This is a genomic window from Bradyrhizobium sp. WSM471, assembly GCF_000244915.1.
In the GTDB taxonomy this organism is placed as follows: Bacteria; Pseudomonadota; Alphaproteobacteria; order Rhizobiales; family Xanthobacteraceae; genus Bradyrhizobium.
On record NZ_CM001442.1, the window covers coordinates 6,019,608 to 6,033,488 of the forward strand.

Below are 13,881 nucleotides of genomic sequence, written 5' to 3' on the forward strand. Positions count from 1 at the left end.
CATACCAACAACAAAAGAAGCAAAGGGAAACGACCATGCGACCATCGCCGAATTTGAGCAGCAGCTTCCTCCTCGCCTCCGCGCTGGCGCTGTGCCTCGCTGCTCCCGCCTACGCGCAGTCGAACGACCCGATCAAGATCGGCGTCATCGCCGAAGTGCAGTCGATTGCGGGTGCCGCGACGCCTGGCGGCGCGCAGATCGCCGCCGACGAGATCAACGCGAAGGGTGGCATTCTTGGCCGCAAGATCGAGATCGTGACCTACGACAACAAGAGCTCCTCGGCCGACTCGGTGCGTGCATTCCAGCGCGCGGTGAGCGAGGACAAGGTCTCCGCCGTGATCGCGAGCTACATCAGCGAGGTCGTTCTCGCGCTCGAACCCTGGGCGGCGCGGCTGAAGATGCCGCTGATCACCCCCGGCGCGGCCTCGAACGAGATCACCAAGGCGATCCATAACGACTATGAGAAGAACAAGTACACCTTCCACGGCTATCTGACCTCGGCCGCGCAAGCGCAGCTCGTCTGCGACGCCGCCAAGGATCTGCTGGTCGACAAGCTCAAGTTCAAGACGGTCGCGATCATGAGCGAGGACGCCGCCTGGACCAAGCCGCTCGACGTCGGCTACGAGGCCTGTCTTCCGAAAGCAGGCCTCAAGGTCGTCGAGCACGTGCGGTTCTCGCCTGACACCACCGACTTCACGCCGATCTTCAACAATATCGAGGCCAAGAAGCCGGACGTCATCGTTACCGGCATCTCGCATGTCGGCGTGCAGCCGACCGTGCAGTGGAAGAACCAGCAGGTGCCGGTCCCGATGTTCGGCATCAGCGCGCAGGCGCTGAGCCCGACCTTCTGGAAGGACACCAATGGTGCCGCCGACGGCGTCCCGTCGCTGGCGGTCGCAACGCCCGACGTCGCCGTGACCTCCAAGACGAAACCGTTCGCGGCGGCGTTCAAGGCCAAGTTCGGCTCGCCGCCGGCCTACACCGGCTACACTGCCTATGACGAGGTCTACTTCATCACGGAGGCGATCAAGCGCGCGGGCTCGACCGATCCCGACAAGATGGTCACTGAACTCGAAAAGACCGACTACGAGGGCACGATCGGCCGCATCCAGTTCTACGGCAAGGACGACGAGTTCACCCACGGCATCAAGTCGGGTCCGACGACCGTGTCAGGTCTGGTCTTCCAGTGGCAGGACTCCAAGCAGGTCGTGGTCTGGCCCGAGAAGATCGCGGAGGGCAAGCTCAAGTTTCCGAGTTTCGTGAAGCTGTCGCAGTAACCGGCCGAGCCCGCCACCGGGCTCGGTACTGGGCACCCATCACCCTGAAAGGCCCGTCGCTTCCATCGCGGCGGGCCTTCGTTTTGTGCAGAACGCAACGGGTACGCTGGCATCGGTGGACCCATCCTGCGATCCTGCCGTTAACCTCCTATGCGTGGGCCGGAGCAGCCAGATGGACGACCGACCAAGACAACCCGATGGCCTGATGCAGGATGACGGCTTCGTTCGCGTGCGAGGCGCGCGTGAGCACAACCTCAGGAACGTCGACGTCAGTATTCCGCGCAACGCCCTCGTCGTGTTCACGGGCGTATCGGGCTCCGGAAAATCATCGCTCGCCTTTGGGACGATCTACGCCGAGGCACAACGACGATATCTGGAATCGGTGTCGCCTTACGCGCGGCGTCTCTTCCACCAGATGCAGATCCCCGAAGTCGACGACATCGAAGGCCTGCCGCCCGCCGTCGCGCTCCAGCAGCAGCGCGGCGCGCCAACGACGAGGTCGTCCGTCGGCAGCGTGACGACCATCTCGAACCTGCTCAGGATGCTCTATTCCCGTGCCGGCGATTACCCGCGCGGACAAAAGATGCTCTATGCGGAATCATTCTCGCCGAACACGCCGGAAGGCGCCTGCCCGACCTGCCACGGCATCGGCAGGATGCTTGACGTCACCGAAAAATCGATGGTGCCCGACGACACCAGGACCATCCGCGAGCGCGCCGTCGCGGCCTGGCCCAGTGCCTGGCAGGGACAGAACCTCCGGGACATCCTGACAACGCTGGGCTACGATGTGGACAAGCCCTGGCGTGAGCTACCCAGGAAGGACCGCGACTGGATCCTGTTCACGGAGGAGCAGCCGACCGTTCCCGTCTATGCCGGTTACACTGCGGCCGAGGTCAAACGGGCCCTGCGCCGCAAGGAGGAGCCGAGCTATCAGGGTACGTTCACCGGCGCCAAGCGCTACGTGATGCAGACCTATGCCAAGTCCGAGAGTGCGATGATGAAGCGCCGCGTCGCGCAATTCATGATCACCCAGGACTGCCCGACCTGCCACGGCACGCGTTTGAAGCCTGAGGCGCTCAAGGTCAAGTTTGCCGGCCTCAACATCGCCGAGATGTCGCATCTGCCGCTCAAGCAACTGCAAGTGGTGGTCAGGCCGTTCGCGAAAGCCTCGAGCGACAGGTCGGAAAAGGCGGTCGTGGCAAGGCGCATCTGCGAGGATTTGTCGGCGCGGCTGGCCGTCCTGCTCGACCTCGGGCTTGGCTATCTCGCCTGCGAGCGCAGCACGCCGACGCTGTCGCCGGGCGAGTTGCAGCGCTTGCGTCTGGCGACGCAGGTCCGCTCGAACCTGTTCGGCGTCGTCTATGTGCTCGACGAACCGTCCGCAGGCTTGCATCCCGCCGACACCGAGGCGCTGCTGCGGGCGCTGGACCGGCTGAAACACGCAGGCAATTCGATCTTCGTGGTCGAGCACGAGATCGAGGTAATCAGGCATGCCGACTGGCTGGTGGACGTCGGGCCGGATGCCGGCGAAGGCGGCGGGAACATCCTCTATAGTGGACCGCCCGCAGGGCTCAGTCAGGTCGCGCAATCCCGAACCGCCCATTATCTCGCCCATCCACGAAAGCCGCTGCCGACGGTGCGCCGCGAACCGAAGGCGCATCTGAAAGTCCGGGGTGTGACCCGCAACAATCTTCGCGGCCTCGACGTCGATGTCCCGCTCGGGGTTCTCGCCAGCGTGACCGGCGTGTCGGGCTCGGGCAAATCGAGCCTGATCAGCCAATTCCTCGTCGATGCCGTGGCGGAGCATCTCGGCCATACACGGACCGCGGAAGCGGATGACGACAGCCTGGCAGCACCCGCGATCGAGACATTGGGTGGCAAGATCGTCGCCGGCCTCGATCAGGTCGATCGCCTCGTGGTGGTCGATCAGAAGCCGATCGGCCGCACGCCGCGGTCCAACCTTGCGACCTATACGGGCCTGTTCGACCACGTCCGGAAGCTGTTCGCCGCGACGCCGCAGGCAAAATCCCGCCGCTACGATGCCGGGCGCTTCTCGTTCAATGTCGCGAAGGGCCGATGCAGCACCTGCGAAGGCGAAGGATTTGTCTGCGTGGAGCTTCTGTTCCTGCCCAGTGTCTACGCACCCTGCCCGACCTGCAAGGGCGCGCGCTACAACGACAAGACGTTGGAGGTGAAGATCCGCGGAAAATCCATCGCGGATGTGCTGGCGATGCGCGTCGACGAGGCCTTCGAATTCTTCCGCGAAGATCCAACACTGAACCGTTCGCTGGGGGTCGTCCGCGAGGTCGGCCTCGGCTATATCCGCCTCGGTCAGTCCGCGACCGAACTGTCGGGTGGCGAAGCCCAGCGCATCAAGCTCGCGACCGAGCTCATGCGTCCGCAACGCGGCCACACGCTCTATGTCCTGGACGAGCCGACCACCGGCCTTCATCCCAGCGATGTCGAGCGCCTGATCGCCCAGCTCGAGCGCATCGTGGACGCCGGCAACAGCGTGGTCGTGGTCGAGCATGACATGGATGTCGTCTCTCATAGCGACTGGATCATCGACCTCGGTCCCGGTGCCGGTGATGAAGGCGGCCGTATCGTTGCGTCGGGAACACCGCAAGAGGTCGCGGAGGCCGGCGGGAAGACCGCCGGCTATCTCGCCCGACGCTTGAAACAGTAGCGGGCGATCTCGTCGTCACCCATTTCGCAATTGCGTTCTGCGCCGCGGAGCCAGACCCCGACTTTCGCCATGTTGACTTTCCGCCGCCCCGCTCCCCATACTTCGAAAAAAGATAACAAGACCAAGTCATAAAACGATTTTGAGGGAGGATAGGATGCCGACTTCACGCAGGCAGCTGCTGAAGAGCTCGGCGGTTGCCGCCGCCGCACTCAGCCTCGATTGGACACGGGCCCAGGCGCAAGCCGAGAATTTGCGCATCGGCCTGATCTACGACCTCACCGGTCCGTTCGCCGCCGGCGGCTCGGTCGCCTCCTCGGTCGGCGCGCAGATCGCCATCGACCTCGTCAACGAAAAGGGCGGCATCGGCGGCAAGACCAAGATCGTGCCGGTCGCGGCGGACTCGCAGAGCAAGGCGGACGTGGCGATCAACGAGGCCGAGCGGCTGATCAGCCAAGAGAAGATCGACATCATCAACGGCGTCTATTCCAGCGCGCATGCGGTGCCGATGGCGGCGAAGGTCGAGCAGCAGAAGAAGATCCTCTGGATCACGACCGCGGTCTCGACCGCCGTGTTCAAGGACAAGAACCTGCAATATGTGTTTCGCGCGCAGATCCATTCCGATCAGTACGGCCAGGCGTTCGCGGGCTTCGTCGCCGAGCACGCGCAGGGCAAGCTCGGCATGGACCCGAAGGACGTCAAGGTTGCGCTGATCCACGAGGACGGCCCTTATGGGGTCGGCGTCGCGGCGGCGGACGAGGCCTATGCCAAGCAGGCGGGCATCCAGGTGGTGATGCGCGAAGGCTATTCGGCTTCCGCGCCCGATCTCTCGGTGCTTGTGACCAAGCTCAAGCGCGCCAAGGTCGATGTGATCTCGCATGCCGGCTACAACCCCGACATCACCCTGTTCCTGCGTCAGGCCCGCGAGAGCGGCCTGCGCTTCAAGATGCTGTTCGGCGCGGGCGCCGGCTACAGCCAGCTCGACAAGCTGCGCGCGACCTTCGGCCCCGACATCGATAATTTCTGCAACATCGATCCGGTGCCGGCGCAACTGCTCGATCCGGCGAAGCTCGCGCCGGGCATCGGCGATCTCACGAAGACCATGGTCTCGCGCTATCAAGCCAAGACCAGCGCCACCGACGTGCCGCCGCATTGCTCGATGGGTTTCAACCAGACCTGGATCCTGCTCAACAACGTGCTGCCGGTCGCCAAGGAGAAGTACGGCAGCTTCGAGCCCGAGGCCATTCGCAAGGCCGCGCTCGACGTCGACATTCCCGCCGGCGGCACCATCCAGGGCTATGGCGTGAAATTCTTCCCGCCGGGCACGCCGATGTCCGGCCAGAACGAGCGCTCGACCCCAGTGGTGATGCAGAACGCCGGCGAGCACATCTCGGTGGTGTGGCCGACGAACATCCGGACGCGGGACCCGGTGTTTCCGCTACCGAAGGGATCGACCTACGGGACGTGATGGCGGCGTGCCGAAATGGATTGTCCGCGTCGGCGCCATCTTCCCCTCTCCCCTTGCGGGAGAGGGTGGCTCGCCGCGAAGCGGCGAGACGGGTGAGGGGTTGTCTCCGCGAGCGATCCTCTCACATTTGCGTTCGCGGAGATAACCCCTCATCCGGCGCTTCGCGCCACCTTCTCCCGCAAGGGGAGAAGGATTGGCACCGCGGCTGCGGCTAGCTCAGCGAGTTCATCACCCCCTACAACACCACTCGCCGCCCCTCCTCCGCCGCCCAATAGCCGGCGTAGTTCACCTTGATCGTCTCATACGCCAGCGTCAGATCCGACAGCGGCTGCCGTCCGGTCGCGGCGCATTCCATGAAGTCCTGGATCTCCTGGAGATAGCCGCGCGTCCACTCCTCCTCGAGGCAGACATATTGCCAGCCGGTTTTGCGGTCGACCTTCTCGGTGATGTAGACGGAGGCGAGCTTCTCCTCGGAGGTCTGGTAGCTCATCAGATGATTGTTCGGCGTGATGTTGGCGAACAGCGAGCCGCCTGACGTGTAGGTCTCGATCAGATTGCGCACGCCGCCCATAATCATGTCGCCGGAGAACACGGTGGCCTTGGTGCCGTCCGAAAACGTCGCGGTCAGCGTGCCCCAATCCTCGACGTCAACCGGATTGGCCTTGATATAGGTGCGCTCCTCCGGCTTGAGGACGGCCGTGACGTTGCCGACATCGCCGCTGACGCTGGCGACGCGGATGGTCTCGCCGCGCGCCTTGGCCTCGACCTGCTTGAGATACAGCACGGCGGAGAGCGGATGGCAGCCCATCCGGATCAGCGAGCCGCCGCCGGTCATCGCCCATTGCGCGGCATGGGCCGCGTGCGAGCCGGAATGGCTCTCCTCGCCCTTCATGAACAGGATTTTGTCCTTGGTCGCTCTGAGAATCTCCGCGGTCTTGGTCACGGCCGGTGCGTAGATCCAGTCCTCGGCATACATGAAGAGCTTTCCAGTGCGCTCGATCGCGGCACGCGTGGCGTCCATCTCCTCCAGCACGCGCTCATACATCAGCGCCTTCGGCACATGCTTGCCGATCGGCTGCCGGTCGCCGTGGCGGCCGAAATAGCCGGCGAAGGGCTTTTCGCAGATCACATGCTTGCCGGCCTGCATGGCGGCGACGATCATTCCCGCATGAAGATTGGGCGGCGTGCAGATGTCGATGACATCGAGCTCGCGGTCCGCGATCAGCTCGGCGAAGCTGCGATAGACCCGCGGGACCTGGTGGCGGGCAGCGAATTCGACGACGTGGTCGCCGCGCGCAGCCACTGCCGCGACTTCGACATCCACGCCGTAGACACGCCGGAACGCATACATATGCAGCTCCGACACGAAGCCGCAGCCGACGAGTCCCACCCTGATCCTGGCCATAGCGCCCCCTGACCCATGCTGTGGGCGGCACTATAGCGCGCTGGGAGGTCTATTCCACCGAGACCCGCACCACGCCGGCACTCATCATGCCCAGCGCCTTGGCGGCCGGCACCGAGAGATCGACGATCCGACCGCGGATGAAGGGGCCGCGATCATTGACGCGGCATTGAATCGAGCGGCTGCCGTAGGACACCCTCAGCACGCTTCCGAAGGGGCGCGTCCGGTGCGCGCAGGTCAGCTCGCCTTTCCCGGCTTTTCCGTATCCGTAATAGGAGGCAAGCCCGCTTTCGGCGTGTGCAAAGGAAACAGCAGAAAGCGAAAAAGTGGCAAGGCAAGAAACAAGGCAAGAAAATAGCGTGGTCTGCGCTCGCACGGCACCGCTCCCGGTTGGCCCTGCCCCGCGCAGCAACGTTTGTTAGTTCCGGTGAGTTCCTGAGCAGCCGCCGGGCCGCGCCCGGCGGTGCCATCACACATTGTTACTGTTTGTGAAAGACCAGCGTCCGGACCTCGATGCTTTCGCGCGGCGCCGCATCGGCCGGCGTCGTCGGATCGACGAACGCGGTGTGCGGCCCGAAGCGCGTGCGGCCATCGGTTGCGGAATCGTAGCACTTGAGCAGCAGCGCTTCGTCCGTCGTCATCTCGGGGAAATAGAACCAGCGATGGTTCGGATTGTATTTCACCGAATACGTCTCGCCGCGACGGTTCGGATAGATCAGATCGGAGGCGACGAGATCGTCGGGCGCGACCGTCGTTCCGTCAGCCATCGCCAGCGGCGAGTCGCGCAACGGGCCGCGGATCGGCCGCCACAGATTGATCACCTGGACGCGGCCCTTCAGCAACTCATCGGCCTCATCGGGCAGATGCTCGCGCACGCGGTTGGCGCCGGAGATGGCGGTCTGGTCGACGTGGACGCGCGTTGCCGGCTGACGCGGGCCAGCGTCGCGAATGTCCGTGGCGCCCTCGATCCGCCTGCGCACGGTATGGTCGAAGATGACAACGCGGTCGGCTTTCAGCGTTGCGCGCAGGAAGGCCTCGACGGCGGGATAGTAGACCGCCCTCACCTCTTCGTCGTTGCTGAAGTCCTTGACCCGGGTTGGATGCCGCACCAGCGCAAAGCCTTCGCGGTCGAGCGAGAAATTCTGCGCGATCAGTCGTGCATCGAAGATCGGGACCTGATGCGGTTCCGGCAGCGACGTGCTTTTGGGCTCGCCAGGCGGCGGATCGAAGGCATAGGTGCGCGGCTTGCCGGAAACTGGCGCGAGATAGTTGAGTTCAGCGGTGACGAAGGGAAGCGATTCGATTTTTATTTCTTGCAGGCCCATGGCCAGTCTCCCGATGTGGTCGTCCGGATGATTTTTGCCGGGCGGGTGCGTGCTGCAAGGGAGTTGGTGCAAATAGCAATGCGAGTGTTGTCGTTAGCATGAAGCGCAGAACGAACGTTTCGCGGAATCCTCTCGGATTGGAATGCGCTCTGTCCGCTTCACGGATGCTTGAGAGCCTTGTGAGATCTCGTGCCTCGGGCCGGCCTTAAGGAAAAGATCAGGACAACATAAGGAGCCCATAAGGACTTCCGAGACGCCGCTGGCCTAGCATCGACCGTGTGATCGCGTCGGTAACAGGATGCCTCATCCCGCGGTTGGTCCAGGCAATCACAACTCGCTCTCGGGTTGCCGATCCCGACCGGACGGGCTTACAGTGATTTGCCCTGCGGCCGTCGACGCTTGCAATGGGAAGGCGACCTTCGGGCTGGAGATCAGCGCCATGTCAGCCGATCAGTATCTTCGTTACGATCCATCCGTCGAACACATCCGGCCGGAGGAAGCGGCGGCCGTCGAGGAAATCGTTGCTTCGATTTCGCGAACGAGCGATCGCACTTTTCGCAAAGACAAGCACGGGACCCGGCAGCAGCACGCCAAGGGCGCCGGCTATCTCCGGGGCGAGCTGATCGTCTACGAGGATTTGCCGGATCATCTGCGCCAGGGCCTGTTCAAGCAGGCTGGCCACTTCCCGATCATCGTCCGCCTCTCCACCGCATTCAACAGGAGCGATCGCGTCCGCTCGCCACGGGGGTTTGCCATCAAGGTCCTGGGCGTGACCGGGCCCAAGGCGCTCGGCGACGACGATTCGACGAACCAGGATCTCCTACTCGTCAATCACCCCAGCTATTTCGCGGATGCGATGGCCTATATGCGCGCACAGCATAAGGTCGAGCACACCCTGTTCCTGCCTGATCTGGCGTACGGACCCATAGGCTTTTTCGCGCGCGTCCTGGTCGCCGCATCGGACAGAACAGGCATTCCGATCCCGATCGTCTTGAAGGCGCTCGGTGATGCCGGCAGCAACATTCTCGGAGAGACCTTTCACACGGAGGGAGCATTGCGGTTTGGCGATTATATCGCAAGGCTTCGCCTGGTGCCGAAGTCGGCGTCGGTTCGCCAACTCACCGGCCAGCCCTGCCACGATGCCGATGATGCCGTGCTGAACAGCGTCGTTGCCTTCTTCAAGGACAATGCGGCCGAGTACGAATTATTTGCCCAGCTCTGCACCGACCTGGAGCGAACACCGATCGAAGATGCCTCGATCGACTGGCCCGAAGACGTCGCGCCGCCGCAAGCACTCGGCAAGATCGCGCTTCCGCGCCAGACCGCCGACAGCCCCGCGCGTCGCGTCTATTCCGACGAGGTGCTTTCGTTCGATCCATGGCGATGTCTCGCCGCGCATCAGCCGCTCGGCTCGATCATGCGGTTGCGCAGGGATGCCTACCGGGCCTCCCGCACGCTGCGGCAGCAGCAAAATCACTTCAAGATCAAGCAAGCGCCCGGCGAACCGCGAGAGATCGCAGACCTGCCGGATTGAGCCGATCACCGTCCCTCATGATGGGGCCCGCTGTCCCGGCCTGCGTCGAAAAAGGACGCCGACCGCAGCGGATCGCCGGGATCAAGCGTCTCTGCCAGCGACGCAATCACTTGGCAGGAGCGGTCCCGCCACTTGGCAGCCCTTTGCGCTTGTCCGAGGCTTTCATAGAGCATCGCGGTCGTGCGATAAACCCGCCAGGCGGCATGCGGCAACCTGGCACGACGGACGATCGAAATTGCCGCCGACAAATGCCCGCCGGCGAGTTGCGCATCCTGCTGCAGGATCGCAATTCTCGCCATGGTCTCGTAGCACAGCGCGAGAAACGGCCGGTCGGGTGCCGCGCTCGTCACCTCGTGAAACTGGCTGGCCGAACTCCGGGCAAGGTCCAGATCGCCGATCGCGATCCAATAGTCGCAGCAAGTGAGCCAATAATGGGGGATGACCAGCGACTCCATCGGCACCCGGTCGACCTCCATCCGCCGCTCCATCGCATCGAGATGCTGCCGCGCCCGAGGCAGGTCGCCCATCCGGACATAAGCCCGCGCCAGCAGGTTCCTGCCGACGAAGAAGGTGAACGGATTGGCCTCGATCATCGGGCCGAGCGCATCCTCCGCACGCCGTGACGCGCTGCCATATTCCTCCGCCTCGGAATACAGCCATCCGATCGCGAGATGACACAGCGCGACGGCCTGCGGATTTGCATTCCGTTCCGAGATAGCCAACGCGGAGACGAGGTTTCGTTGCGCCTGGCCCCATTCACCGAGATAAATCTGGGCAAACGCCTCGACCGACTCATAGAGGACGAACAGATAGACATCACCGACCAGGCGGGCGAGCTCCTTTCCCCTGGTCGTCGCATCGCAGCAGGCGGGATAATTCGCGCGCAGGAACTCCAGCACCATCTCCATCGAGCAGCGCCGCAGCCGCATGCTCAGATCCTGCTCTCCGGTGATCAGTGCTGACGCACGCTCGGCAAGCTCCGCATTCTCGCGATCCCAGCCGCGGAGCATCAGCTTCAAATTGGCAAGGTTGCCCTGGACCAGAGCGCTGAACGCGGCGTCGTCGATCGCCCTGCTCTTGACAAGGGCCTGTTCCGCAACAGGCAGGCTCTGGCGTCGATCGACGTAAAGACAGAATCGGCTGAGATCGACCAGCGCGTTCACCTCTTCGCGCACGTGCCCGTTCTCCGCCGCGTGCGCGACGACAGCGCTGAGATCCTGCAGGGAATTCAGGAAATCTCCACTGGCCCGCCAGGCCCAGGCGCGCTGAAGCAGCAACTTCAGACGTGTTGCCACCTGAAACTCCGGCGGCAGATGCGGCACCAGTTCCAAAGCGCGGGACAGGTAATTGGCGGCCTCGCGCGTGCTGAACCTTCGCGCCGAGCCCTCGGCCGCCGCGCCCAGATAATGCATCGCTTTCGGGAAATCGCGGCCCAGTTCGAAGTGGCGCGCGACGACGGCGGCGATCTCCGCAGCCTGCGGCCCATACCCCTGCTCGAGCCCCGCCCCAAGCAGCGCATGGGTTTTCGTGCGGCGTGCCGGCGCGAGCCGCTGGTAGAGGATCTCCTGGTAAAGCGCGTGCTGGAACGCATAGCGACCGGAGACACCTCCGTTCGGCCACTCGGTCATGCCGGCAGCGACGATAATGCGATCGGTCCGTGCCAGGTCCTCGCACATCTGCTCGACATCCAGCACGGGACGGTCCAGCGCACCGGCGATGTGAAGCGCGGAAAACTCCGCTCCCGCCGCACTGGCGACCTCGAGCAGGCAGCGCTCGTCCACGGTGAGGTGATCGATCTGCTGCTTGATCATGCCTTCCAGATCGCGCGGCATGCTATCATGCGAGGCCGCGTCTTCGCTGACCAGCCGCCAGCCCAGTTCGTGCTCGACCAGCGCGCCCTGCGCCACGAGATGGTCGAGCAGAGACGACACGAACAGAGGATGGCCGCCGGTCCGCGCGAAGATGCGCTCGACCAGCTCTCTGGCAAAATCGGCCGAGTTGAAGCGCAGGGACAGATAGCGTTCGACGTCGATGCCGGTCAGTCGATCGAGCGCGAGCTCGGTGGCGTGTCCGTGAATCCGCAAGTCCTGGTGAACCGCGCGGATGGGATGTCCGCCGACAGCGACTTCCATCGGCCGGTAGGTGGCCAGCACGAGGATAGAAGCCTTCCGATCCCGCCGCGCCAGCCGGGAGAGCACATCCACGGTGGCAAAGTCGCTCCAATGCAGATCTTCCAGGATGATCACCCATGGTCGCGTGACGGCGAGATGTTCCATGAGATCGGCAAATTCGCGCAGCATGCGCTCCCGGGTTGCGCCAAAGACCTCATGCTGGAATGCGGCCCGGTCTGCTTCGCCGAGGAATCCGGGCATTTGCGCGAGCCACGTCGGCGCGTGCTCGCGGATGGACGCCAGCAGCGATGCTCCATCGGTTCGACGGCAGCACTCGTTCAGCGCTCCGATCAGCGGAAGAAAGGCCTCATGGGTGCCGAACAGCTCGTTGCAGCTACAGTGCAGCACGCCCAGTCCCTGCTGGTTCATCCTGTCGAGCGTCATTTGCAAGAGGGTGGTCTTGCCGATCCCGGCCTCGCCGGTGATGAAGACGACCTGACGCTGTCCGGTACGCGCGAGTTGCAACGCCTTGTCCAGCGTGTCGAGTGCCCCCGTGCGGCCGACTCTCCAGTGCCGGCGTCGATCGACAGCCTGCTCCGTGACGGACGCCGCCTCCTCTTCGGGCGCCCGCTCGATCGCAGGCAAGTCGGCGGTCGCGACCGGCGCAATGAAGCGATAGCCGCGCCGCGTGACCGTCTCGATGTAATTGGGGGACTGCCTGTCGTCGCCGAGCACCGAGCGTAGCGCATTCACGGCAACGGCGAGGCTCGACTCGCTGACGTGCAGATCGGACCAGACCGCGTCGAGCAACTCTTCCTTGGTGACGAGCTCACCGGGCCGACCGACGAGATAGCAAAGAACCTCGAACGGCTTCGGCGCCAGCGCGATCCGCTCCCCGCCTCGCCACAATAGCGCGTTGGCACGGTCGAGGCGGAATTCACCAAAGGCAAGCGCGTCTCTACGCACGGCTCCGACCCCCGGATGCTGCACCATCTTAAGGGAAAGCTCAGCCAAATGTAAGGACGCGATAAAGACCTGCGCCCTGCGCCGGCACTAGCATTGGCCTGTCCATTTCAGAGACGCCGGCAAGGCGTCGGACGGCCTTTTCATCACGCTGTCATTCAGTCGACAGGCAGTCGATGCCTGAATTTTGGCAAGGAGTTGGCCATGAGCATTTTAAAACATCTGGCGATCCCGCCTCTCGCTTTTGTCATTCGCCAATACGACATCAGGGTCATATTGGGCGCCACCGTTCTCAGCCGCATCTTCCTCCTGGCGATCTACCTCGCGTGCGGCGGCCCAGGCCTGTCCGAGTTCGATCTCGCCAACACCATCGCGCTGCCATGAGCTCGGGACCGCTCGAATGGTGCATCGAGATCGCGATCATCGTCGCGATCTGCATCGGGATTGTCGCGGGCGGGCATGGCCGGCTCGTCGTGCCGCATCACCGGGTTCAACGCGCGCAAGCCGATCGGGCCGCATGCGTCCAGCGGCCCTCAAACCCTTTCAGCATCGGCGACCTGCGGCGAGCGGGTCCGCCCGTTTGATCAATCACCAATACGCGCGGTGATAGTGCCGGTACGGCCGGTAGTAGCCGTAACGGGGACCGTAATATGGACGATAGGCGCGATAGCCGTAATAGCGCGGACGCGCGTAATACCCGCCATAACCGTAGCCCGGTCCATAGGCGTAACCCGGTCCATAGCCGCCATAATAGGCAGGCGCATAGCCGTAAGCCGGCCCCGGATATCCATAGCCGCCGTAATATGGACCACCGCCATAGTAGCCGTAGCCATAGGCGCTGCTGGCGATGGCGCTGCCGATGATCGCGCCGGCTGCGAGGCCGCCAATACCCCATCCAAAACCTCGGCCGCGCCAATACACCTGCGTGACATCATCGCCGACCGCGGCCTTCATGGTCGCGACATTTGTCGGCATCGGGCCCGCGGCGGCCCGCTCGATTTGGCCGGCCATGACCGCGCCGGCCAGCGAACAGGCGATTGCCGTTTTCCAGATCGTCATCGTCTTACTCCCTGTCTGACATTTTGCTTGGACATGGACGCAGCCCATGATCGGGCATC

General features: G+C 63.7%; 10 protein-coding genes. 5 read left to right on the forward strand and 5 right to left on the reverse strand.

Annotation, left to right across the window (positions count from 1 at the left end; translation table 11 throughout):
- Positions 1-35 precede the first annotated feature (35 nt).
- The 3 genes from BRA471DRAFT_RS27395 (at position 36) to BRA471DRAFT_RS27405 (ending at position 5,428) form a co-directional block, all read left to right on the forward strand.
- Positions 36-1,277, forward strand: coding sequence for an ABC transporter substrate-binding protein (locus tag BRA471DRAFT_RS27395; RefSeq protein WP_007613260.1), 1,242 nt, complete (start codon positions 36-38; stop codon positions 1,275-1,277).
- 172 nt (positions 1,278-1,449) lie between these two features.
- Positions 1,450-3,963 carry an excinuclease ABC subunit UvrA gene (uvrA, locus tag BRA471DRAFT_RS27400; protein WP_007613261.1) on the forward strand — a complete coding sequence of 838 codons (2,514 nt, stop codon included), beginning with the start codon at positions 1,450-1,452 and terminating at the stop codon, positions 3,961-3,963.
- Positions 3,964-4,117: 154 nt separating this feature from the next.
- On the forward strand, positions 4,118-5,428 hold the full coding sequence (locus tag BRA471DRAFT_RS27405; protein WP_007613262.1) for an ABC transporter substrate-binding protein: 1,311 nt from the start codon (positions 4,118-4,120) through the stop codon (positions 5,426-5,428).
- A 235-nt stretch (positions 5,429-5,663) separates the two neighbouring features.
- Here the strand turns inward: BRA471DRAFT_RS27405 and BRA471DRAFT_RS27410 are convergent, their stop codons facing one another.
- The 3 genes from BRA471DRAFT_RS27410 to BRA471DRAFT_RS27420 all read right to left on the reverse strand — a co-directional run bounded on the left by BRA471DRAFT_RS27410 (position 5,664) and on the right by BRA471DRAFT_RS27420 (position 8,155).
- Positions 5,664-6,833, reverse strand: coding sequence for a Gfo/Idh/MocA family protein (locus BRA471DRAFT_RS27410; protein ID WP_007613263.1), 1,170 nt, complete (start codon positions 6,831-6,833; stop codon positions 5,664-5,666).
- A 49-nt stretch (positions 6,834-6,882) separates the two neighbouring features.
- A complete protein-coding gene (locus BRA471DRAFT_RS27415; RefSeq protein WP_007613264.1) occupies positions 6,883-7,206 on the reverse strand; it encodes a septal ring lytic transglycosylase RlpA family protein in 324 nt (107 codons plus the stop codon).
- A gap of 103 nt (positions 7,207-7,309) precedes the next feature.
- Entirely contained in the window at positions 7,310-8,155 is an 846-nt protein-coding gene (locus BRA471DRAFT_RS27420; protein ID WP_007613265.1) for a CmcJ/NvfI family oxidoreductase, read from the reverse strand.
- A 439-nt stretch (positions 8,156-8,594) separates the two neighbouring features.
- Here BRA471DRAFT_RS27420 and BRA471DRAFT_RS27425 point away from each other — a divergent pair, with 439 nt between their 5' ends.
- Positions 8,595-9,689 (forward strand): catalase family protein, encoded by a 1,095-nt coding sequence (locus tag BRA471DRAFT_RS27425; RefSeq protein WP_007613266.1) that lies wholly within the window; start codon positions 8,595-8,597, stop codon positions 9,687-9,689.
- A 5-nt stretch (positions 9,690-9,694) separates the two neighbouring features.
- Here the strand turns inward: BRA471DRAFT_RS27425 and BRA471DRAFT_RS27430 are convergent, their stop codons facing one another.
- On the reverse strand, positions 9,695-12,766 hold the full coding sequence (locus BRA471DRAFT_RS27430) for an AAA family ATPase (RefSeq protein WP_035975175.1): 3,072 nt from the start codon (positions 12,764-12,766) through the stop codon (positions 9,695-9,697).
- A gap of 201 nt (positions 12,767-12,967) precedes the next feature.
- Between BRA471DRAFT_RS27430 and BRA471DRAFT_RS27435 the strand changes: the two genes are divergently transcribed.
- On the forward strand, positions 12,968-13,147 hold the full coding sequence (locus BRA471DRAFT_RS27435) for a hypothetical protein (protein WP_007613268.1): 180 nt from the start codon (positions 12,968-12,970) through the stop codon (positions 13,145-13,147).
- A 204-nt stretch (positions 13,148-13,351) separates the two neighbouring features.
- On the opposite strand, the gene BRA471DRAFT_RS27445 is transcribed toward BRA471DRAFT_RS27435, so the two are convergent.
- Complete coding sequence (locus BRA471DRAFT_RS27445; protein WP_007613270.1) at positions 13,352-13,822, reverse strand: hypothetical protein; 471 nt, start codon at positions 13,820-13,822, stop codon at positions 13,352-13,354.
- Between the last annotated feature and the right edge of the window lie 59 nt (positions 13,823-13,881).

Coding starts and splice junctions, on each gene's coding strand:
- BRA471DRAFT_RS27395 (WP_007613260.1), top strand. CDS start 36: ATGCGACCATCGCCGAATTTGAGCAGCAGCTTCCTCCTCGCCTCCGCG.
- uvrA (WP_007613261.1), top strand. CDS start 1,450: ATGGACGACCGACCAAGACAACCCGATGGCCTGATGCAGGATGACGGC.
- BRA471DRAFT_RS27405 (WP_007613262.1), top strand. CDS start 4,118: ATGCCGACTTCACGCAGGCAGCTGCTGAAGAGCTCGGCGGTTGCCGCC.
- BRA471DRAFT_RS27410 (WP_007613263.1), bottom strand. CDS start 6,833: ATGGCCAGGATCAGGGTGGGACTCGTCGGCTGCGGCTTCGTGTCGGAG.
- BRA471DRAFT_RS27420 (WP_007613265.1), bottom strand. CDS start 8,155: ATGGGCCTGCAAGAAATAAAAATCGAATCGCTTCCCTTCGTCACCGCT.
- BRA471DRAFT_RS27425 (WP_007613266.1), top strand. CDS start 8,595: ATGTCAGCCGATCAGTATCTTCGTTACGATCCATCCGTCGAACACATC.
- BRA471DRAFT_RS27435 (WP_007613268.1), top strand. CDS start 12,968: ATGAGCATTTTAAAACATCTGGCGATCCCGCCTCTCGCTTTTGTCATT.
- BRA471DRAFT_RS27445 (WP_007613270.1), bottom strand. CDS start 13,822: ATGACGATCTGGAAAACGGCAATCGCCTGTTCGCTGGCCGGCGCGGTC.